This is a genomic window from Stakelama flava (assembly GCF_019351405.1).
GTDB lineage: Bacteria > Pseudomonadota > Alphaproteobacteria > Sphingomonadales > Sphingomonadaceae > Sphingomonas > Sphingomonas flava_A.
In genome coordinates this window covers 17,907-38,554 of record NZ_JAHWZX010000008.1, presented here as the reverse complement: position 1 = coordinate 38,554, position 20,648 = coordinate 17,907, and the positions used below count along the sequence as shown (strand labels likewise).

Sequence of the window (20,648 nt, the reverse complement as noted above, 5' to 3'; positions counted from 1 at the left end):
ATATGGCGCGCTTCGATGGCCGGAAGATTCTTGTTACCGGCGGCACTTCGGGTATTGGCCTGGCCACGGCGAAACGGCTTTCGGAGGAAGGCGCGAAGCTGCTCCTGACCGGGCATAGCCAGAAGCATATCGAAGAGGCGCAGGCCGCGCTCCCCAAGGCGAAGGTTATCGAAAACGATGCGTCGGCGCATTATTCGGCCGAGGCGCTGGCCGAGTGCGTGCGCGAATTCGCGCCGGAGGGACTGGACGGTGCATTCCTCAACGCCGGGTTCGGACGATTCAAACCCTTGGGCGAAATCGATGCGACCGAAATCGACGATCATTTCGACCTCAACCTGCGCGCACCGCTGCTTCAGGCGAAGCATCTCGGGCCGTGCATGAAGGATGGCGGCGCGATCCTGCTGGTCAGTTCGGGCACGGTCGGCGGCGGTCGTGCCGACACGCTGGTCTATTCGGCGTCGAAGGCGGCGGTGCGACAGGCCGCGCGCAGCCTCGCCACCGAATTCGCGCCGCGCGGCATCCGCGTGAATGTGGTGACGCCCGGCCTTACCGAAAGCCGGTTTCACGAACGCGGCGGGATGAGCGAGGAGGCCGAAAAAAGCTATAAGGAGAAGGTCGCCCAGGCTGTTCCGCTGGGACGGCTGGGCACTCCTGAGGATATTGCGGGCGTCGCCACCTTCCTGCTTTCCGAAGACGCAGCCTATGTGACGGGATCGGAATATCGCGTCGATGGCGGGCTGACCATGGCCTGACCGGGTGACCGGCCGGAATGGTAAAACCTATGATCCGTATCATCGCCCTTGTGGTGTTTTTCGCCATCATCGCGGCCTGCCTTGCCGTGGTGATCGTGCCGCGCTTCCTTGACCGAGTATATTATCGCGGTCCGGTGAGCGACCATTTCGATGGAGAGCGCTTCTTCAACCCCGGCGAGGCGGGGCAATTTGAACCTCCCATGCCGGCAAGAAGCAGGGCAGGGCGCGTCGCGTTCATGGTCCGCTACCTGCTGGGCAGGGACGGGCGGCCCGAATGGCCCGACCATGTCGACGTCGCACAGGCAAAGCCCCCGGCGACGGTGGCAGGTGACGAAATGCTCGTCACCTGGGTCGGGCATGCCAGCGTATTGGTGCAGACGCAGGGCCTGAACATCCTGACCGATCCGGTGTGGAGCGAGAAGGCGGGACCGCTAGGCCTGGGACCGACCCGCGTCGCGCAACCGGGCATCGCGTTCGATGATTTGCCGAAAATCGACCTCGTCCTTATCAGCCACAACCATTACGACCATCTCGATCTGGCGACGCTGAAACGCTTGTGGAATCGCGATCATCCGCTGATCGTTACTTCGCTCGGCAATGACAGTGTAATCGCGCAGTCGGGCGCAAAGGCGGTCGCGCGCGACTGGGGCGGCACGGTATCGGTGAAGCGGGGGATCGATGTGGTGGTGACCCGCGGCCATCACTGGACCAGCCGCTGGTTTTCCGACCGCAACCGGGCGCTATGGTCGGGATTCGTCGTCCGCCTGCCCGGCGGCAACCTGTATTTCGCGGGGGATACCGGTTTCGGCGACGGGAAATGGCCGGGCGAAGCCGCCGCCTACGGCCCGATCCGGCTGGCGTTGATTCCCATCGGCGCCTTCCGCTTCGTCGAGGGACAGATGGAAAGCGGCAGCCATGTCGGCCCGCTGGATGCGATGCGTATTTTTCAGCGGCTCCATGCCGCGCACGCGATCGGCATTCACTGGGGCACGTTCCGTCTCTCCCGGGAAGGGTATCTGACGCCGCCGCGACTGCTGAATGCCGTGTCGCAATGCGCCGGGACGGGGGATGCGTTCACCACGATACCGATCGGCGAGAGCGTTGAGATTCCCTTGGGCGACGCGCCGCCACAAGCCAGTCCCGCAAATCGTGAAGAATTGCTCCATTGCCTCGACACCCCGGCAATCAAGGCGCTTCGTTGACTGGATAAGCGATAGATATCTATTCTGATGTTCTGATCTCTGGGAAGGTCTCGCTCGATGAATGCCCTGCTCAGTACCGCATCAGCTACCGCCGGATTTGGCGCGCCCTATCCGAATGCGACATTTATCTCCGCTGTCGGGCATGAGCGTTGTTATACGCGATATAGCCTCATTACGCGCGATCCAGAAGATGAGGTAGAAGCGTTCTACGAGGCAGAGGGGAAATCTGCGCACGCTACGATGACAACGTCTCGCAACCCCGCAATACCGGATTTCCGACCGTTATCGTTCGTTCACAAACCCGAACTCATGATGTTCGTCATGCTTGATCGCAATGACGGCAAGACGACAGTGAATGTGAGATATCGCACGGCCGCAAAACCGAGCTGTTGATCAGCTCTCGCGCGTGGTGAACGTCGCCGACAGCGCGTGGTACAGCCGGTCGCGGCAAACCAGCTGGCTCGACTGGTCGGCGATCAGCGCGGCGCCGAGCATCGGCAGCATCAGTCCCCGGCTCACCGTGGTTTCAGAGATAATGATCACCGCGGTCAGCGGCGCGCGCACCACCCCGGTGAAATAGGCGGTCATGCCGACCAGCACCACCGCGCTTGCCGGTTCGCCGGGAAAGACCCAGCGAAGCAGGTTGCCGAACCCCGCCCCGGTGGCGAGGCTGGGTGCGAAAATGCCGCCGGGAAGGCCGGCGATCGCGGTGGCGGCGGTGGTGATGAACTTGGCGAGGCCGAACCATAACGGCGCATGCACGCCTTCGATCATCGCACGCGCCGGAGCATAGCCGGTGCCCCAGGTCAGGTTGGTCAGCACGCCCAGCACCGCGACGATCGCACCGCAGATCGCTGCGGCATACATCGGGTTCCGGCGCATCCACAGCATCGGCGTATTGTCCGCCCGTGCGGCGAGCAGCAGCAGTCGCGAAAACAGCCCGCCCAGAAATCCGCCGACCATGCCCGCCAGCGGCACGATGACCAGCGCGCTCTTGAACGGCATCGATGCGCCGGTGACGCCGAAATAGATATAATCGCCCGCAACGCCTTGTGCGACCATGCCCGAAATCAGGATGGCGGTCATGACCAGCAGCGTCATTCGCTGTTCATATGCAGCGGCAAGTTCCTCGATCGCGAAGGCGATTCCGGCGAGCGGGGTGTTGAACGCCGCCGCCACGCCCGCCGCGCCCCCGGCGATTACCATCGACGCGCGCATCGGCGCCTGCATCAGCCGGTGCCACGCGGCCATCACGCCGGCGGCGAGCTGAACCGTCGGGCCCTCGCGCCCCACCGACGCGCCGCACAGCAATGCGGCAAGCGTCAGCACCGATTTCACCGCCGCGGTGCGCATCGACATCAGCGAATTGACTGCTTCCGATGGATTCGACTTCGCCGCGATGATCTGCGGAATGCCCGATCCGCGCGCTTCGGGCGCGACATGTTTGGTGACATAGGCGATTGCCACGAAGCCCAGCGGCGTCAGCAGCAGCGGCAAATAGGGATGTTCGCGAACGATATCGAGGAACAGGCTGCTCGCTTCGTCCGCCGCGCTGGCAAAGATCAGCGCGAAGAGGCCCACCGATACCGCGCCGCCGCCAATGGCGACTCGCCTGCGAAAGACCATCGATTGCGGTCCATGGCGGCGAATAAGCGCGCGGGCGCGGCGGCGGGTAAGCCTTTTCATGGGCGGGAAGGGCTTTTCATCTACGGCTTGGGGGTGGACGGGGTGCGGCGCATGGCGGCCCTACTATCGCGCGAATGGCTTTGGGGCAAAGTCGTTTGCGAAACTTTCGTTGCAAGACGCGCACGACGGCGCCCGGGCGAGGATGGCGAGCGCCTTTTCGCTTTTCCGGCGGGTGTTTTGACTGGTAATCGGCTGCGGGGGCACAGGGGCTTTAATAATCATGCCATGGCGAGGGCCGCGTTACCAAACCGATGTGCAACGTTCGGGATTCGCGATTGCGACCGGCGGCGCGCTGGTCGGTCTGATCGTCGCTGCGCTGGTCGCCAATGGCGGAAAGGGTGCGTTGGGTGCGCTCTTTCTCGCCTGGCTTGCGGGAACATTGATGGGCATGATCGCGATCGCTGCCTGCGCCGGGCCGGTCTGGCTGATCCTGCACCGCATCGGCGCGCGCGGCCCGGTTGCCGCGGCGATCACGGGTGCGGGAATCGTGTTCTTCCTGTTTCTCGCCGCACAAACGCGTGGGTTCGGCCTGTTGGGAACGCCTTCCGATGATACGCAAACGCTGGTCTATCGCTGGATCAGCGCGCTCGCGACCAGCCTGATCCTCGCCGGTATCGCCGCGACGATCGCGCTTGCCATGTGGCGAGTCGCCTATCGCCGGAGCGACTGAGGCGAACGCTTCGCACACCGTGCTTGGGATCGCATGGGCAGCACCCCATATGATCGCGTGATGGCCATTCAGATCAGAACCACGCTGGACGAACCCGAAACCGGCGATACCTTCATCCCCCACCGCCCCGCGCGCCCCGAAAAGGCGGAGGGCGGCAAGCGCTTCAGGCTGGTCAGCGAATATGAACCGGCGGGTGATCAGCCGACGGCGATCGCCGAACTGGTCGGCGCGGCGCGCGAGGGCGAAAAGGATCAGGTGCTGCTGGGCGTCACCGGATCGGGCAAGACCTTCACCATGGCGAAGGTGATCGAGGAGTTGCAGCGTCCGGCGCTGATCCTTGCCCCGAACAAAATTCTCGCCGCGCAGCTTTACGGCGAGTTCAAAAGCTTCTTTCCCGAGAATGCCGTCGAATATTTCGTCAGCTATTATGACTATTATCAGCCCGAAGCCTATGTGCCGCGCTCCGACACCTATATCGAAAAGGAATCGAGTACGAACGAGGCGATCGACCGGATGCGGCATTCGGCGACCCGCGCGCTGCTCGAACGCGATGATGTGCTGATCGTCGCATCGGTTTCCTGCCTGTACGGCATCGGGTCGGTCGAAACCTATTCGGCGATGATTTTCGACATCAAGAAGAGCGATACCGTCGATCAGCGCGAGATCATCCGCAAGCTGGTCGCGCTTCAATATAAGCGCAATGACGCCGCTTTCGCCCGCGGTAATTTCCGGGTGCGCGGCGACAGTCTGGAAATCTTCCCCTCGCATTATGAAGATACCGCCTGGCGCGTCGGATTTTTCGGTGACGATATCGAGGAGATCACCGAATTCGATCCGTTGACCGGACAGAAGATCGCGAGCCTCGACAAGATCCGCGTCTTCGCCAATTCGCATTATGTCACGCCGGGGCCGACGCTGAAACAGGCGATGGGCGCGATCCGCCACGAACTTGGCGAGCGGTTGAAGGAGTTGCAGGCCGAAGGAAAATTGCTGGAGGCACAGCGGCTGGAGCAGCGGACCAATTTCGATCTTGAGATGATTGCCGCGACCGGAAGCTGCGCAGGGATTGAGAATTACAGCCGCTTCCTTACCGGTCGCCTGCCCGGCGAACCGCCGCCGACCCTGTTCGAATATCTGCCCGAGAATGCCGTATTGTTCGTCGATGAAAGCCACCAGACGGTGCCGCAGATCGGTGCGATGGCGCGCGGCGACCACCGGCGAAAGATCACGCTGGCCGAATATGGCTTCCGCTTGCCGAGCTGCATCGACAACCGGCCGCTTCGTTTCAACGAATGGGACGCGATGCGCCCGCAGACGGTGAGCGTGTCGGCAACGCCCGGCGGCTGGGAGATGGAACAGACCGGCGGCGTATTCGCCGAACAGGTCATCCGCCCCACCGGGCTGATCGACCCGCCGGTTGAGATCAAGCCGGTCGAGGAACAGGTGCAGGACCTGATACAGGAGGCGAAGAAAACCGCGGAACAGGGATATCGCACGCTCGTCACCACGCTGACCAAGCGCATGGCGGAGGACCTGACCGAATATATGCACGAAGCGGGGGTGAAGGTCCGTTACATGCATTCGGATGTCGAGACGCTTGAGCGTATCGAACTGATCCGCGACCTTCGCATGGGCGTGTACGACGTACTTGTCGGCATCAACCTGCTGCGTGAGGGGCTGGACATTCCCGAATGCGGGCTGGTCGCGATCCTTGATGCCGACAAGGAAGGGTTTCTGCGGTCCGAAACCTCGCTCATTCAGACGATCGGGCGCGCCGCGCGCAATGTCGACGGGCGCGTGATCCTCTATGCCGACCGGATGACCGGCAGCATGGAGCGCGCGCTGAACGAAACCGGTCGCCGCCGCGAAAAGCAGGAGGCGTATAACAAGGAGCACGGCATCACGCCGCAGACGATCCGCCGCGATATCGGCGACATCATCGCGCATGTCGCGTCGAAGGATCAGGTGACAGTCGATCTGGAGGACGACCGCCCGCACATGGTCGGCCACAATCTGCGCGCCTATATCGAGGAACTGGAAGGCAAGATGCGCGACGCCGCCGCGAACCTGGAGTTCGAGGAGGCGGGGCGGCTTCGCGACCAGATTCGCGAACTGGAGGCCGAGGAGCTCGGCTTGCCCGAGGCCGAGCGCAAGGCGCCGGTCATGGGCCGGTCGAACGAGGGCAAGCCCGGCACGCGCAAGACCCGCTATGGCAAGGTGCAGAAGAAGTTCGGCGGCGGTTCGCGGCGAAAGGGGTAGGTTCTACTCTCAGGGCTGCTTCAGCGTATCGAGCAGCACGCGCTGAAACCGGGCGGGCGCTTCGATCAACGTGGCGAGCGCGGCGAAGCTGTACTGAAACCCCACCGGTTTGGACGATTTGCAAAAGCCGATCTGATCGGGCGAGATCACGCGATAGCCCTGCGCGGCAAGCGCTTTTGCAGTGTCGAGCCAGGTCGCCGAACAGAAATTCTTGCCGTGGAACAGCACCCCGGTGTGGCCGTTCGCATGGCCCTGCGGTGCGAGGTCGAGATATGCCATGCGCACCGTGCCGCCCTGCGCCTGCGTTTCGAACCAATGGACCGGCGCGCCATAATCGAAGCGTTCGAGGTCTGCCCCCAGCGGCGTTGCGGCAGGCGTATCGGCGGGCTGCGCGGCCAGAAGCAACGGCAGCAAAAATGCGGTGGGCATGGCGTGAATTCCCTTTCCATGGCAGGACTTGCCCGATCCACAGGGCGGATTCCATCGCTTTCGCTCTTGAGGGGCGGCGGCGCGCCCTGCATAAGCTGACGGCATGCGCCGTTTGAACCATATCGCCTCGGCCCTTGGCCTTGCGATCGCCGCCTCCGCCTGTGTTCCCAATGCGGAGCCGCCGCCCGTTGCCCCGGCACCGGCCCCGACGCCCGTTCCGACACCGGCTCCCACGCCGGTTCCGCAACCCACCGGCGACTGGCGCGATTGGCCGCTGACGCCGGGGAACTGGACATATCAGCAGGATTCGCGCGGATCGATCGCATCCTATGGGCAGGCGGGAAGCGCTGCGGTATTCACCATGCGGTGCGACAGGCAGCAGCGCCGAATCTACCTCTCGCGTCAGGGCGCGGCGCCGCGTGCATTGCCGATGACCATCCGCACCAGTTCCGAAACGCGTCAACTCAGCGCGAGCCCGACCCGCGGATCGTCCGAGTACATGACGGTGATGCTGGCGGCGAATGACCGCATCCTCGACGCAATGGGGTTCAGCCGGGGCCGCTTCATCGTCGAAATGGCCCCGATGCGCACGCTCGTCATCCCATCTTGGGCAGAGGTGCTTCGCGTTACCGAAGACTGCCGCTGACCGCCGGAGCCACTTCTCGTTCTCGTGCGTTCGCGCGACGAGGATAAGGAGAGCTGTGATGAGCAACGACAAATGGTCGCAAGACGTGACCGAAACGTCCGACGCGCTCGATCTGGAAGAGGGCGTGTTCACCTGGAACGACCCGGACGCAATTGCGAAATCGCTGAAAAAATCGGCACAGGCTAGCGAGCGCAAGAAAGGATCGGACTATCAGGCGGCGATGTCGATGCTGACTTTCTACATCAACCGCGCGGGCAAGGACCTGGATGCGAAGCAGAAAAACGTGCTGGAGGCGGCCAAAAATTCGTTGCGCCACGAATTCGGTCGCGACTGAGTGCCGGGCACAGGCGAACGAATCTGACCGGCTTTACGCATAAATACAAGACTTGTTCTGCGAATCGCGATGATTCAGCATGGCTGTGCACCGTGAAGGGGTGCGAACGTTTTCAACTAGCGAAAGGAGGTGATCCGATGTCTCATGGTTCAGCAATGGGGTCGGTTCAGTTCGTTCGGGAGACGCGCCGCTAGGCAAGTGAACGGCGTCGGAGCGGGGAAAATCCTTTCCTGACCAACGTTCCGGCGACGCGATTCACGCGCGGCTCGCATGGTCTCCCGGGCTGGAGCTTCCGGCCGCTGACCATGCTTCGGGTCGCCGGATTCGTTTGCGGATCCGGCGACCCTTTTTATTTCCGCCGGGCACTCAACGCGCGGCCACGCTTTCGGATGGACGCTGCCAGCCGCCGCCCAGCGCTTCGAACAAATCGATCTGGTCGCCCGAAATCCGGGCATCGATCGTGGCAAGGTCGGCCTGGGCGTCGGCGAACGTCCGTTCGGCATCAAGGAGGTCGAGCGAGTTGACCGCGCCTTCACGCTGCTGTGCGCGGGTGATCGTCGCGGCGCGCTGCGCCTCGTCATACGCCGCCTGATAGGCGCGCCGCCGTTCGAGATCATGGGCATAGGCCGACAGCGCGGTTTCGGTTTCGCGCAGCGCGGTGAGCACCGTTCCGTCGAAGCTGGCAAGCGCTTCCTGACTGTCGGCGCGAGCACTGGCGATGCGCGCGCGCGCCGCACTCTGGTTGGGAAAGGACCAGCTGATCAGCGGCCCAAGCAGCCAGCGCAATGGCCCTGCACCGAAAATGTCGCTGAACGACGTGCTGGTCGATCCCACCTGTCCGCCCAGCGAAATGCTGGGATACAGATCGGCGGTCGCCACTCCGATCCGCGCGGTTGCAGCCGCCAATCGCCGTTCGGCCGCGCGAACATCGGGCCGCCGGGCAAGCAGCGACTGCCCGTCGCCGACCGGGATCGGCTTGTCGAGCGCCATGGTGGTCTGCCGTTCCGCCGCGATCGGGGGCAGGTCGGCGGGCGCGCGCCCGGTCAGCGTCGCCAGCCGGAACAGCGCCGCATCGCGTTGCGCGGCGAGCGCGGGGACATCGGCTGCGCGCTGATTGCGCAGCGCCGCGATGCGCGCGGTGTCCAGCCCGTTGGCAAGCCCGGCGTCATGGCGTTTGCGGGTAAGCGTCAGCGACTGGTCGAGCAGGTCGACGATGCGCCGCGCGACGGCCAGCCGCTCGGCCGATGACGCTGCATCGGCATAGGCGCGGGTCGTGTCGGCGACCACCGCAACGCGAACCGCTTCGGCATCGGCCTGCGCAGCGCCGACATCGCCCTTTGCGGCTTCGACATCGCGCGATACGCGGCCGAACAGATCGACCTGATAGGCAACGTCAATTCCGGCATCGATCGCCCAGTCTTCGGCGTCCGATCCGGGCAGGCGCTGGCTTTCGGGAAGCCGGCCATAGGTCGCGCTCGCGCCGATGTCGGTCGAGGGCAGTTCGTTGGCGCGCGCCGCCTTCAACCCCGCGCGCGCCTTCGCGATTCTCGCGACCGCAACGCGGATATCGGTGTTGGCGGCAAGCGCGTCCTCGACCAGCCCGTTCAGAACCGGGTCGTCATAGAGTTGCCACCAGTCGGGATCGACCGGGCGGGCGGTCACCGCTTCGGTATCGGCGGCGATGAAGGGGCCGGACGCCGTCTGCGGAGGGACTGGCGCAACATAGTCCGGCCCCGCCGCGCAGGCGGCGAGCGCCAGCGCGGATAGCGAGGTCATCATCGTGCGGAACATGGAAGAATACTCCTATTCTGCGGGCTGTATCGCGGCATCGGCATCGGGCCGCGAACGGCGGCGCGACAACCGGTCGCCCAGCGCGCGACAGACGACGTAGAAGGTCGGCGTGAAGAGCAGGCCGAAACCGGTGACGCCCAGCATCCCGAAGAACACCGCGGTTCCCAGCGCCTGGCGAAGTTCTGCACCAGCCCCGGTTGCGATCACCAGCGGGACCGACCCAAGGATGAAGGCGAAGCTGGTCATCAGGATCGGGCGAAGCCGGTCGCGCGCGGCGCGCACTGCCGCATCGACCGGCGACAACCCGTCCTCATCCTCCGCCTGTCGTGCGAATTCCACCACCAGAATGGCGTTCTTCGCGGCAAGCGCGATCAGCACGATCAGCCCGATCTGGGTCAGCACATTATTGTCCATGCCGCGCAGGTTTACGCCCAGCATGGCGGCGAGCAGGCACATCGGCACGATCAGGATGATCGCCAACGGCAGCACCACGCTTTCATATTGCGCGGCAAGCACCAGGAACACGAACACCACCGCAAGCGCGAAGATCACGGCTGCCGTATTGCCCGCCAGCTTTTGCTGGAACGCGATACCGGTCCATTCATGGCCATATCCTTCGGCCAATGTCTGATCGGCGAGTTTTTCCATCGTCACCAGCGACTGGCCCGATGAATATCCCGGTGCGGTATCGCCATCGACCGCGACGGCGGGGTGCAGATTGTAGCGCGTGACGCGATACGGCCCCGTCTTGCTGTCGAACGTCGCCACCGATCCGATCGGCACCATCGCGCCGGAATTGGAACGCGTCTTCAGGTTGGCGATATCCGCTTCGGTCGCGCGATGCGCGGCGTCAGCCTGTGCCGTGACGTGATAGGTGCGCCCCAACAGGTTGAAATCGTTGATATAGGCCGATCCCAGATAGACCGACAGCGCTTCGAACACGCGCGCCGGTGGGACGCCCAGCATATCCGCCTTGCGCCGGTCGATATCGGCGAAGATCCGCGGCGTCGCGGTGTTGAAGAAGGTGTAAACCTGACGAAGGCCTTCGGTCTGGTTCGCCTTGCCGATGATCCCGAACGTCTGTTTGGCCAGTTGCTGTGGCCCCTGATCGCCCAGATCCTCTACCATCATGCGATAGCCGCCGGCGGAGCCGATTCCCTGAATCAGCGGCGGGGGGACGATCATCAGCCGCGCCTCGTTGATGTCGGCGGTGCGCTTCTGCGCCTCGGCCATGATATCCTGGAAACTGACGCCCAGTTCCTTACGCTTTTCGAAGCTTTCCAGTGGGACATAGGCGGCGGCGGCGTTGGGCGCGAGCGTCTGCGACGGGCCGTCGAACCCGGCCAGCATCACCGATCCCTTGACCCCCGGAATGGGAAGGATGCGCTTCGCCACCTTCTGCATGACGGCGTCGGTGCGTTCCAGCGACGAACCGGGCGGCAACTGGATAACGGTCAGGAAATATCCCTGATCCTGCGCAGGGATGAACCCGGTTGGCGTCGCCCATAACAGCCCGGCCGTCGCAGCGATCAGCCCGGCATAGGTCAGCATCATCGCGACCGGACGCAGCACCAGCGTGCGCGTGAGCCGCGAATAGCCCTCGCTCATCCGTTCGAATCCGCGATTGAACCTGTCGCCGGCATGGTGGAGCTGGCGCACGATCCAGTGGCGTTCGCCGCGATGGTCGTGCGCGCGCAGCAGCAGCGCCGCAAGCGCGGGCGAGAGGGTGAGCGACAGCACCAACGATATGACGGTGGCGGTCGCGATCGTTACCGCGAACTGCTGATAGAACGCGCCCGACAGGCCGGACATGAACAGCGTCGGCACGAACACCGCGCACAGCACCAGCACGATCGCCACCAGCGCCGCCGACACTTCGTCCATCGATGTCTTGGCGGCTTCGATCGGCGCAAGCCCGCGTTCGAGGTTGCGCTCGACATTTTCAACTACGACGATCGCGTCGTCGACCACGATGCCGATGGCAAGCACCATGCCGAACAGCGACAGGTTGTTGAGCGAATAGCCGAACGCGGCAAGCACCAGGCAGCTTCCGATCAGCGATACCGGAATCGCCACCACCGGGATGATCGCGGCGCGCCATTTCTGAAGGAACACGACGATGACGAGCACCACCAGGATCACCGCTTCGAACAGCGTGTGCATCACCGCATCGACCGACTGCGAAATGAACTCGGTCGGGTTATAGATGACCTTGTATTCCAGTCCTTTGGGGAAATCTTTCGATACGCTCTGCATTTCGGCATTTACCGCCTGCGCGGCGGCGAGTGCGTTCGATCCGGGGCGCTGGAACACCGCCATGATGACGGTGGGCTTGCCCGACAGATAGGTGTTCGACGAATAATCCGCCGCGCCCAGTTCGACGCGGGCGACGTCGCGCACACGCACTTGCTGGCCATTGTCGCCCGATTTGATGATGATGTTCGCGAACTGATCGGGATCGGCGAAGCGGCCCTGCGCCTCGACATTCACCTGAAACGCGTTGCCCTGATCATAGGGCGGTTGGCCCAGCGTGCCCGCCGCGACCTGCACATTCTGCGACCGAAGCGCATCGACGATGTCGCCCGCCGTCAGGTTGAGCGCGGCCGCCCGGCCGGGATCGATCCATACGCGCATCGCATAATCGCGGCTGCCGAACAGGCGCACATCGCCCACCCCGTCAATGCGGGTCAGCCGGTCGCGGATGCGGGTCAGCGCATAGTTGGAGATATAGCCGCGATCGAGCGAATTGTCCGGCGACACCAGATTGACGACCATCAGGAAGTCGGGCGACGTCTTCTGCGTCACCACGCCCTGCCGCTGCACCGCTTCGGGCAAATTGGGTTCGGCGATCGCCACGCGGTTCTGCACCAGCACCTGCGCCGCATCGAGATCGGTTCCGATCTTGAACGTAACGGTGATCGTCAGCTTGCCGTCGCCGGTCGATTCGGACGACATGTAGAGCATGTCGTCGACGCCGTTGATCTGTTGCTCGATCGGTGCCGCGACCGTGTCCGCCACGGTCTGCGCGGTTGCGCCGGGATAGTTGGCGGTGACCGTCACGGTGGGCGGAACGATGTCGGGATATTGCGACACCGGCAGGCCCAGATAGGCGATGGCGCCGACGATGGTGATGACGATCGCGATCACCGCAGCGAAGATCGGTCGCGTGATGAAGAAACGTGAGAGGCGCATGATGCCCGCTCCTGTCCTGCGGAGCCGTTGCGGCTCCGATCAATCTTTAAGGTTCCGCCTGCCCTGAGCGTAGTCGAAGGGCCGTCCTTCTGTGACTTCAAGGAAGGACGATGCTTCGACCCTGCTCAGCACCAACGGAATGAAATGCGCTGCGCTTAACTGCTAGCTCGCGGCGAAGCTCGCCCCGCCGGCAGTCGGATCGGCGACAGCGGGCGGCGACTGGCCGTCGTTCACTGGCGTGATCCGGCCCGCTTTCAGCTTCACCGGACTACCCGGTTGGGCAAGCTCGGGGTCGCTGATGATGACCTTCGTATCGGCGGTCAGCCCGCTTCGGATAACCCGCAGCCCCTGAACCACGGGACCGAGTTCGACCGGCGTCGCCTGCGGCTTGCCGTCCTTGCCGATGGTCATGACCAGCTTTCGCGCCTGATCGGTGGTGATCGCCGAATCGGGGATAAGCAGCGCCTTGCTCGTGCCGCCGCTCGACAATTTGGCATCGCCGAACATGCCGGGCGTCAGGAACAGCTTGGGATTGCTCACCACCGCGCGAATGCGGATCGTTCCCGAATCCGGGTCCAGCCCGTTGTCGGTGAAGTCGAGCCGCCCGTGCCAGCGATACTGGTTCTCGTCCTGCAGCTTGATATCGACGGTGGAGGGCTTTTCCCCTGCGTCAGCGGCGCGCTTGGTCTTCAGGAACAGGCCCTCGGACGCATCGAAGCTGAAATAGATGGGGTCGAGTGCGTTGATCGTGGTGAGCAGCGTCGCCTGCCCGCCCTCGCCGCCGCCGACCAGATTGCCGGCATCCACCTTACGATCCGATACCCGCCCGCTGATCGGTGCGCGAACGCTGGTGAAGCTCAGGTCAAGCGACCGTGCCCGTACATCGGCCTCAGCCGCGGCAAGCGCCGCCTGTCCCGCCTGTTGCTTGGCGCGAAGCTGATCGATCTGGCTTTGCGACACCGCATCGACATCGACCAGCTTCAGCGCACGCGAAAGGTCGGCCTTGGCGAGCGCAAGGTCGCTCTTCGCACTCGCTACACGCGCCTGCGCTTCGGCCAGCGCCGCCTGAAACGGACGCCGGTCGATGGTGAACAGCAGGTCGCCCTTGTGCACGATCGCGCCGTCCTTGAAATGCACGCCGGTTATTTCACCCGACACGCGCGGCCGCACATCGACCGTTTTGGATGCTGCGAACCGGCCGACATAATCGTCAAATTCGTTGATCGGACGGACCAGCGGCGTCGCGACGGTCACGGTGGGCGGAGGAGGGGCGGCCTGCGCCGGACCGGCGTCGTGGGTCAGTTCCCACCCGCCCCAGACGAGAAGCGCCAACGGCACGGCGATCAACGCGCCGCGACGCCAGCCCGTGCCGCGGCCGGTCTCGGCCTTGTCCACCTGCTGATGAGGTTCGATTCGTTCGGGCATATTCATGGTAGGGCTCGCTGATTGCGTGCATTGCGGCTGCGGCTGATGCTGGCGAGCACCAGTTCATACTGCGCCAGGCTGAAGCCGGCGGCCATGAATGCATTGATTTCGTGGGAAGCGATGGCATAGCCGCGATGCCATGCGATCACCGCGATGCGGCGAAGCGCCTCCAGCTTCGGATCGGCCAGTTCGGGATTGGTGCGCGGTTGGAATACCCGCCCCATGGCAAGCGCGATGCGCCCGGGTCGTTTCAGGCTGGACAGCCGGTCATTCTGCGCCAGCGCGACGACGGACCATTCCAGCGGCGACAGCGCGGCTTTCGCCGGGTTCTCGTCGATGCTCTTGCGAGGCTGGCCGGCGAAGGCCGCAGTTCCCGTTTCGGTTTGCGAAAAATCGAGATACGCCATCATGCTTCTCCCTGTTGCCGGGAAGCGGCGCGGACACGCTTTTCCCGTCCGGGAACGGTGGCACCGTTCCGTCAGTGGCGCGCGCAAGACCGTTCGCCGCCGCGGCACCGGGCGGCAAGCGATGCTTGTGCGCATCAAAAATGTCGAAAGACGGTCCACCCGGCGGGCCGGGCGCAACCTAGTCCAATAGAGCGATCGCTACCGGTCGGCAGCGTCGCCCGTCAGTATTCGTAGTAATCCGGGTCGGGGCAATGGTGCATCGCGCTTCCCCTCAGCTTGTTTCGTACCGAGCGGTATATAAATCGAGGATGAACAACGTCAAGAGTGATTTTTGTACCGGCCGGTATTTTTTGCAAGTGCGAAGATCAGCGTCCCGGCCACATGGCCAGCGTCATGTCGACAACGCATTCAAGTTCCTCGCGTTTTGCCCCCGCGCTTGCCTGAACCGCCATGCCCTGAAGCACGGTCATCAAATAATTGGTCAGCGCCGTGGCATCAGCATCGGGGGGCAGGTCGCCATCAGCTTTCCCCTTTTCGAACCGGTCGATAATCGCCTGGCGGGAGGAAACACGCCGGGCGATTACTTCCTCGCGGATCGCTTCCGCCTCGTCCCCGCACGCGACCGAACTGATCACGCCCAGACAACCGCGCGGTTCGCAGTCGCTGCATTGCATGGCAAGCGCCCCGCGTAAAAACCGTTCGGCAACCGCGCGAAGTGTCGGTTCATCAAGCGCGGCGCGCGTATAGGCGAGTTTTTCGCGCTCATACAGGTCGAGCGCCTTGCGAAACAACTGCTCCTTATTGCCGAATGCGGCGTACAGGCTGGGCTTGGTAATCCCCATCGCATGGGTGAGTTCGGTGAGCGAAGCGCCTTCATAGCCCTTGCTCCAGAAGATGCGCAGCGCAGCAGCCAGCGCCTCGTCCACGTCGAATTCTCGCGGACGGCCTTTCGCCTGCGTGCAGATTTTCATTTCCATAACAGTCGGTATATAATCGTCCGGGCATCTTGCCGCAACTGGCTGCGGTGCTCGCCCGCCGAGGCGGCCAGCGAGCGCCGTCGATATTCGCCCTACGCGTTCACCTCCCGCGTCAACATCGCCAGTGCGCGCGCGATGACCGTTCGGCGATCATCGGTGCCGGCGCAATCGAGCAGTTCCTTTTCCATCTCTCGCGCGGCTTCGCCCAATTCGCCCTCGCCGAAAAATCCGGCGGTTCCGGCAAGCTTGTGAAGCTGTTCGGCGATCGCCGTAGCCTGGCTTTCGTCGATTTCCGGTTTGTCCGCCAGGTCGGCCAGATCCTTTGTCAGCGCCTCGCGCCGCGCCAGATAGCGAGTCTGCAGGTCGGGCTTTTTCGGTGGTTTCGGCGAAACCGCACCACTGACCGCCGGGACCACCGACCATTTGTCGATAACCTGTTTCAGCGATTCCATCGACACCGGTTTCGCCAGATGCGCCTGCATCCCCGCGTCCAGACATGCCTCGACATCCTCGGCATAGGCGTTTGCGGTAAGCGCGATGATCGGCAGCCGGGCGGCCGATATGCCGCGGGAGCGTAATTCGCGCGTGGCCGCCATGCCATCCATTTCGGGCATCTGGATGTCCATCAGCACGATGCGATAGGGGTCGCCCGATCCATTGGCCTGTTCGGCCATGCAAACGGCTTCCACCCCGTCCGCCGCGATGTCCATGCGCAGGCCCATCCGTTCCCCGATCGCCTGCATCAGCATCTGGTTGACGTCATGATCCTCGGCGACCAGCACGCGGGTGCCGATCCGGCTTTCGATCGTGCCGGCTTCGGCGATCAGCGCTGCCGCTTTCGGTTCCTGCGGCTCGGCGGGCTTCAGCGGCAGGCATACGACGAAGGTCGTGCCCAGCCCTTCTTCGCCCGACACCCGCACATCGCCGCCCATGAGATGCGACAACTGACGGACGATCGCCAGGCCAAGCCCGGTGCCGCCATATTTGCCCGCGACGCTACTGTCCGCCTGCACGAACTGTTCGAAAATCATCTTCTGCTTGGCTTCGGGAATGCCGATGCCGGTATCGCGAACCGCGATTTCCAAAAGGTCGCCCTTCGGCTGAGCGACGAGCGATACCGATCCCTGTTCGGTGAACTTCACCGCATTGCCCAGCAGGTTCAGCAATATCTGACGCATACGAAGCGCATCGATGACGACCCGTTCGGGAAGCGCCGGATCGACACGAAGGTTGAGCGCCAGTCCCTTTTTGCGCGCCAGTGGCTCAACAAGCTTCAGCGAGCCGCGAAGGATATGCGCCAGGTCGGCCGAATCCTCGGCAAGCACCATCTGGCCCGCTTCGATCTTGGACAGGTCCAGAATGTCGTTGAGCAGGCGAAGCATCGCTCTTCCCGATTCGGAAATCATCTGCGCATGCTTGTGCTGCTGTTCGCTGAGGTCGCTTTGCAGCAAGAGGTCGGTAAAGCCGATCACGCCGTTCATCGGGGTGCGGATTTCATGGCTCATATTGGCCAGGAACGCGCTCTTCGCCTGAACCGCCGCCTGCGCCTGATCGCGCGCGGTAACCAGTTCCTGCTCGGTCAATGTCTGTTCGGTCACATCCTCGAACACACCGAAGATGCCAATGGTCTTGCCGCTCGGCGCCAGTTCGACCTGGCCTACCGACAGGACATGGCGGACGTCGCCGTCGGGCCGCACGAGACGCGCGCGGAAATGGAAGTCCTCGCCCTCTTCTATGGCGCGTCCGACAATGGCGTTGACCCGCTCGCGGTCGTCTTCGTGATAGAAGTCGAGCGCCAGGTCCAGCGAGGGCTCGTAATCGAACGGCAGGCCGTGGATGCGAAAAACCTCGCTGGACCAGTGCAGCGTATCGGCGAGCAGGTCGATCCTCCAATGCCCGATATTCGCGGTCGCTTCCGCCATTTCGAGAAGGCGGTTGCTTTCTTCCAGCCGGGCGAGGTTGGCGGCCGCTTCCAGTTCCTCTTCGCGCCGCGCGCTGATGTCGCGGCCGCTGGCGATGAACTCGACCGGCTCGCCGCTTTCCGCATCGCGCACCAGACGGTAATTCGCCTCGATCCAGCAAAAGCTCCCGTCCTTGCGCCGCTGACGGAAGCGGCAGATGGCGCCCGGCTTTCCGGCCAGCAATTTGCGGTACACCGCGTCGACCCGCGCCCGGTCGTCGGTGTGGATCGCGGAGTCCTGAACCCGGCCCACCAGTTCTTCGCCGCGAAAGCCGAGAATGCGCTCGACCGCAGGGGAGACGTAGAGCCAGGCATGGTCGAGTCCGATACGGACGATCATGTCGTTGGTGTTTTCGGCGAGCAGGCGGAAACGATATTCGTTTTCCTTCAGCGCTTCGCTCGCCTTGCGCTGCGCCGTCATGTCGAGAGCCACGCCGACATAGCCTGAAAATTCCCCGGTTTCGTCGAATTCGGGCGCGAACACAGTATAGGCGACGATCTGCTTGCCGTCGCGCCCGTTCAGGGTGAGCGTGTGCGAGGCATGTTCCGGGCGGGCGTCGGGACGGCGCTGGTTGCGCAGCAATTCGACATCGTTGGGCGCGAGCAGTTTTTCCCATCCGCGGCCCAGCATTTCGTTGGGCGAAATGCCTGCGCGTTCCCACCAGTCGGTGTTGACGAAAATCACATTGCCCTGGGTGTCGCTTTCGATGATCCCCACCGGCGCCATATCGGCCAGACGACGGAACCGGTTTTCGCTCTTGCGCGCGGCGGCTTCGGCCAGCTTGATGTCGCTGACATCGGTCAGGATGGCGGTGAATCGGGTGTCGCCATCCTCCTCGGTCCATTTTTGCGCCTGAACGTCAATGAAGCGCTGACCGGTGCCGTCCGCGATCGCCGCGATCGTCTTTTCGCCCGCCACGATCGGCGCGATGCCAAGCAGCGTTTCGAGCACGGTGCCGGGCAGCGCGCTTTCCTCGCGTCCGAACATGCGGCCTGCCGCGCCGTTGGCCGACAGGATGCGATGATCGGCATCCAGCAGCACGATGCCCGAATCGCTGGTTTCCACGATCGATCGATGCTGTTGCTCGCGCGCATATAATGCGCGTGTCTTCGCCTCCACCTGAGCGCGAACCGCCGCTTCCTGACGCGTGAGAAAGACCAGCAGCGTTCCGAACAACATGGTGATCGCCAGTCCGGCAAGCAGCACGATCGTCGGTTCATAGGTCGTCGTGCTGCGTTCGAAATCGACGGTGCTGCGCCATTTCACGGTCCAGACATGCCCCATGACGCGAAGGGTGCGGGTCATCGCATGTTCGGCATCGGGGCGCACCTTGGACGCGCTTGCGAAGATCAGCTCGCCCTTTTTGGCTTGCATGCCGTCATAGACTTCGATGTCGAAGCGCTTGCCCTGTTGCGGCGTCATATTCGCCATGAAGCGCGGCGCGATGAACGGCGCGTAGATCCACCCCTTGAATGCGCGCCGCCGCTCGGCGATGGTTCTTATCGGCGCGCCCGCCGTATAGATCGGGCGAAGCAGCAGGAAGCCGGCGCTTTTCGTTTCATCCTGGATCAGGTCGATCCGTTTTGTGATTGTCGCCTGCCCGGTATCGCGCGCGCTGATCGCGGCGGCGCGGCGGTTGGCCTCGAAGCCGATATCCAGTCCCAGTGCAGCGCGATTGTCGGCAAGCGGTTCGATAAAAGTGATGACGAATGCCGTTCTTTTTCCAGGCGTGGGGCGGATGTTGAACTCCCCTACGCCCAGCGCGCGTGCCTGCGCCTTGTACGCGGCTACCTGACCCGGCTTCACCGGACGGATGAAGCCGATGCCGTTGATCCCCGGCAGCGAGCGTTCCATGTCGAGCACTTTGACGAACGAACGCCATTCGCGCAGTTTGACGTCGTCGGTCGATTCGAACAGCGCGGCCCCTGCATCGAGTGCGCGCGCATAGGCGGTTATCCGGTTATACAGCGCCTGTTCGCTGTCGTTCGCCAGCGTCTCGAAATTCGCTGCATTACGTTCGTAGATGCGTTCGCGGGCGAAATGCCATGAATAGAAGGTCAGCCCCAGCAGCAGGACCAGACTGACCACCATCATCGTGTTCAACCGCGCCGCCGGCTGACCGAACCACAGAACCGGCGGCTTACGCCACGGAGCCAGCATCGCAAGCGGCAGGACGATCAGGATGCCGAAGACATCGCCCGCCCACCAGGTAAGCCAGTTGGTCGTGGCCGCACTGGCTGGCAGGACCCCGGTCAATGAAAGGGTCGCGACGCCGACACTGGCGGCGATAAGGCAGGGCAGCGGGCCGCTGCGGATGACGAAATCGATCAGCGAACGAATGCCGGTCAGGTCGGGCCAGGCGCCGAAGCGGCGCCGCACCAGCCACAGCGCGGCCAGCGACTGAACCGTGGAACCGGCGGCGATCACCGCTGCATTCAGGCAGGCGATCAGGTCGATGCCATTGGCGGCGGCCCCTGCGTTCAGGGCGTTGACGGCGAAGGAGCCGATGAAAATGCCCGGCCACAACCGCGCGCCGCACAGCAACAGGGACGCCACCGCGATTCCCGATGCGGGCCAGATCAGCGTGGCATAGCCAGGCGGGGTCGCAAGCTGTAATCCCAGCCATCCCGAAACGGCATAGAGCATCGCCACCAGGGCGATTCCGCCCGGGGTCGTGCTGGTGAGATTCGTAAATCCGCGCAAGGCGTTATGGTCGAGCAACTTTTTCACGGCCATCTATCCGACTACTGCGAGCTATCCTGTTTTCCATTTTTAGACGCGATTGCATGCTTGCGGGACCAGGGTCGCGCGACAGCGGATGTTGGTCTCCGCCATGCCGCACCCTTGCCGCCGCCGGGGCATCATGCGTCAGTTTGGCTATTATAGGGTAAACGGCGATCGCGCGGTGTCGCCATGC

15 protein-coding genes are annotated in these 20,648 nt (G+C 63.4%); 7 read left to right on the top strand and 8 right to left on the bottom strand.

Annotated features, from left to right (window positions below; genetic code table 11):
* Window positions 1–2: 2 nt before the first annotated feature.
* The 3 genes from KY084_RS09755 to KY084_RS09745 are packed head-to-tail and all read left to right on the top strand — an operon-like array spanning window position 3 to window position 2,347.
* Window positions 3–752, top strand: a complete 750-nt coding sequence (locus KY084_RS09755) for an SDR family NAD(P)-dependent oxidoreductase (protein WP_219238273.1) — start codon at window positions 3–5, stop codon at window positions 750–752.
* Window positions 753–781: 29 nt separating this feature from the next.
* A complete protein-coding gene (locus KY084_RS09750; protein WP_219238272.1) occupies window positions 782–1,954 on the top strand; it encodes an MBL fold metallo-hydrolase in 1,173 nt (390 codons plus the stop codon).
* A gap of 57 nt (window positions 1,955–2,011) precedes the next feature.
* Window positions 2,012–2,347 carry a hypothetical protein gene (locus KY084_RS09745; RefSeq protein WP_219238271.1) on the top strand — a complete coding sequence of 112 codons (336 nt, stop codon included), beginning with the start codon at window positions 2,012–2,014 and terminating at the stop codon, window positions 2,345–2,347.
* On the opposite strand, the gene KY084_RS09740 is transcribed toward KY084_RS09745, so the two are convergent.
* Window positions 2,348–3,640, bottom strand: coding sequence for a chloride channel protein (locus KY084_RS09740; protein ID WP_246587040.1), 1,293 nt, complete (start codon window positions 3,638–3,640; stop codon window positions 2,348–2,350).
* A 253-nt stretch (window positions 3,641–3,893) separates the two neighbouring features.
* Here KY084_RS09740 and KY084_RS09735 point away from each other — a divergent pair, with 253 nt between their 5' ends.
* Entirely contained in the window at window positions 3,894–4,310 is a 417-nt protein-coding gene (locus KY084_RS09735) for a hypothetical protein (RefSeq protein WP_219238270.1), read from the top strand.
* 60 nt (window positions 4,311–4,370) lie between these two features.
* A complete protein-coding gene (uvrB, locus tag KY084_RS09730) occupies window positions 4,371–6,569 on the top strand; it encodes an excinuclease ABC subunit UvrB (protein WP_219238378.1) in 2,199 nt (732 codons plus the stop codon).
* Between the two features lie 9 nt (window positions 6,570–6,578).
* Here uvrB and KY084_RS09725 read toward each other — a convergent pair whose 3' ends face one another.
* The gene (locus KY084_RS09725; RefSeq protein ID WP_246587039.1) at window positions 6,579–6,998 is read right to left on the bottom strand and encodes an alpha/beta fold hydrolase; all 420 of its coding nucleotides are present in this window, start codon (window positions 6,996–6,998) and stop codon (window positions 6,579–6,581) included.
* Between the two features lie 103 nt (window positions 6,999–7,101).
* Between KY084_RS09725 and KY084_RS16595 the strand changes: the two genes are divergently transcribed.
* Window positions 7,102–7,644, top strand: a complete 543-nt coding sequence (locus KY084_RS16595; protein ID WP_219238269.1) for a hypothetical protein — start codon at window positions 7,102–7,104, stop codon at window positions 7,642–7,644.
* A 58-nt stretch (window positions 7,645–7,702) separates the two neighbouring features.
* Window positions 7,703–7,978 carry a DUF3175 domain-containing protein gene (locus tag KY084_RS09715; RefSeq protein WP_219238268.1) on the top strand — a complete coding sequence of 92 codons (276 nt, stop codon included), beginning with the start codon at window positions 7,703–7,705 and terminating at the stop codon, window positions 7,976–7,978.
* 366 nt (window positions 7,979–8,344) lie between these two features.
* Here the strand turns inward: KY084_RS09715 and KY084_RS09710 are convergent, their stop codons facing one another.
* The 6 genes from KY084_RS09710 to KY084_RS09685 all read right to left on the bottom strand — a co-directional run bounded on the left by KY084_RS09710 (window position 8,345) and on the right by KY084_RS09685 (window position 20,467).
* Window positions 8,345–9,769, bottom strand: a complete 1,425-nt coding sequence (locus KY084_RS09710) for an efflux transporter outer membrane subunit (RefSeq protein ID WP_219238267.1) — start codon at window positions 9,767–9,769, stop codon at window positions 8,345–8,347.
* Window positions 9,770–9,781: 12 nt separating this feature from the next.
* On the bottom strand, window positions 9,782–12,961 hold the full coding sequence (locus KY084_RS09705; RefSeq protein WP_219238266.1) for an efflux RND transporter permease subunit: 3,180 nt from the start codon (window positions 12,959–12,961) through the stop codon (window positions 9,782–9,784).
* 162 nt (window positions 12,962–13,123) lie between these two features.
* Window positions 13,124–14,392, bottom strand: coding sequence for an efflux RND transporter periplasmic adaptor subunit (locus KY084_RS09700; RefSeq protein ID WP_246587038.1), 1,269 nt, complete (start codon window positions 14,390–14,392; stop codon window positions 13,124–13,126).
* Window positions 14,389–14,796, bottom strand: coding sequence for a hypothetical protein (locus KY084_RS09695; protein ID WP_246587037.1), 408 nt, complete (start codon window positions 14,794–14,796; stop codon window positions 14,389–14,391). Before KY084_RS09695 ends, KY084_RS09700 begins: the two co-directional genes overlap by 4 nt.
* A 362-nt stretch (window positions 14,797–15,158) precedes the next feature.
* The gene (locus KY084_RS09690; RefSeq protein ID WP_219238265.1) at window positions 15,159–15,770 is read right to left on the bottom strand and encodes a TetR/AcrR family transcriptional regulator; all 612 of its coding nucleotides are present in this window, start codon (window positions 15,768–15,770) and stop codon (window positions 15,159–15,161) included.
* 92 nt (window positions 15,771–15,862) lie between these two features.
* Complete coding sequence (locus tag KY084_RS09685) at window positions 15,863–20,467, bottom strand: PAS domain S-box protein (RefSeq protein WP_219238264.1); 4,605 nt, start codon at window positions 20,465–20,467, stop codon at window positions 15,863–15,865.
* Between the last annotated feature and the right edge of the window lie 181 nt (window positions 20,468–20,648).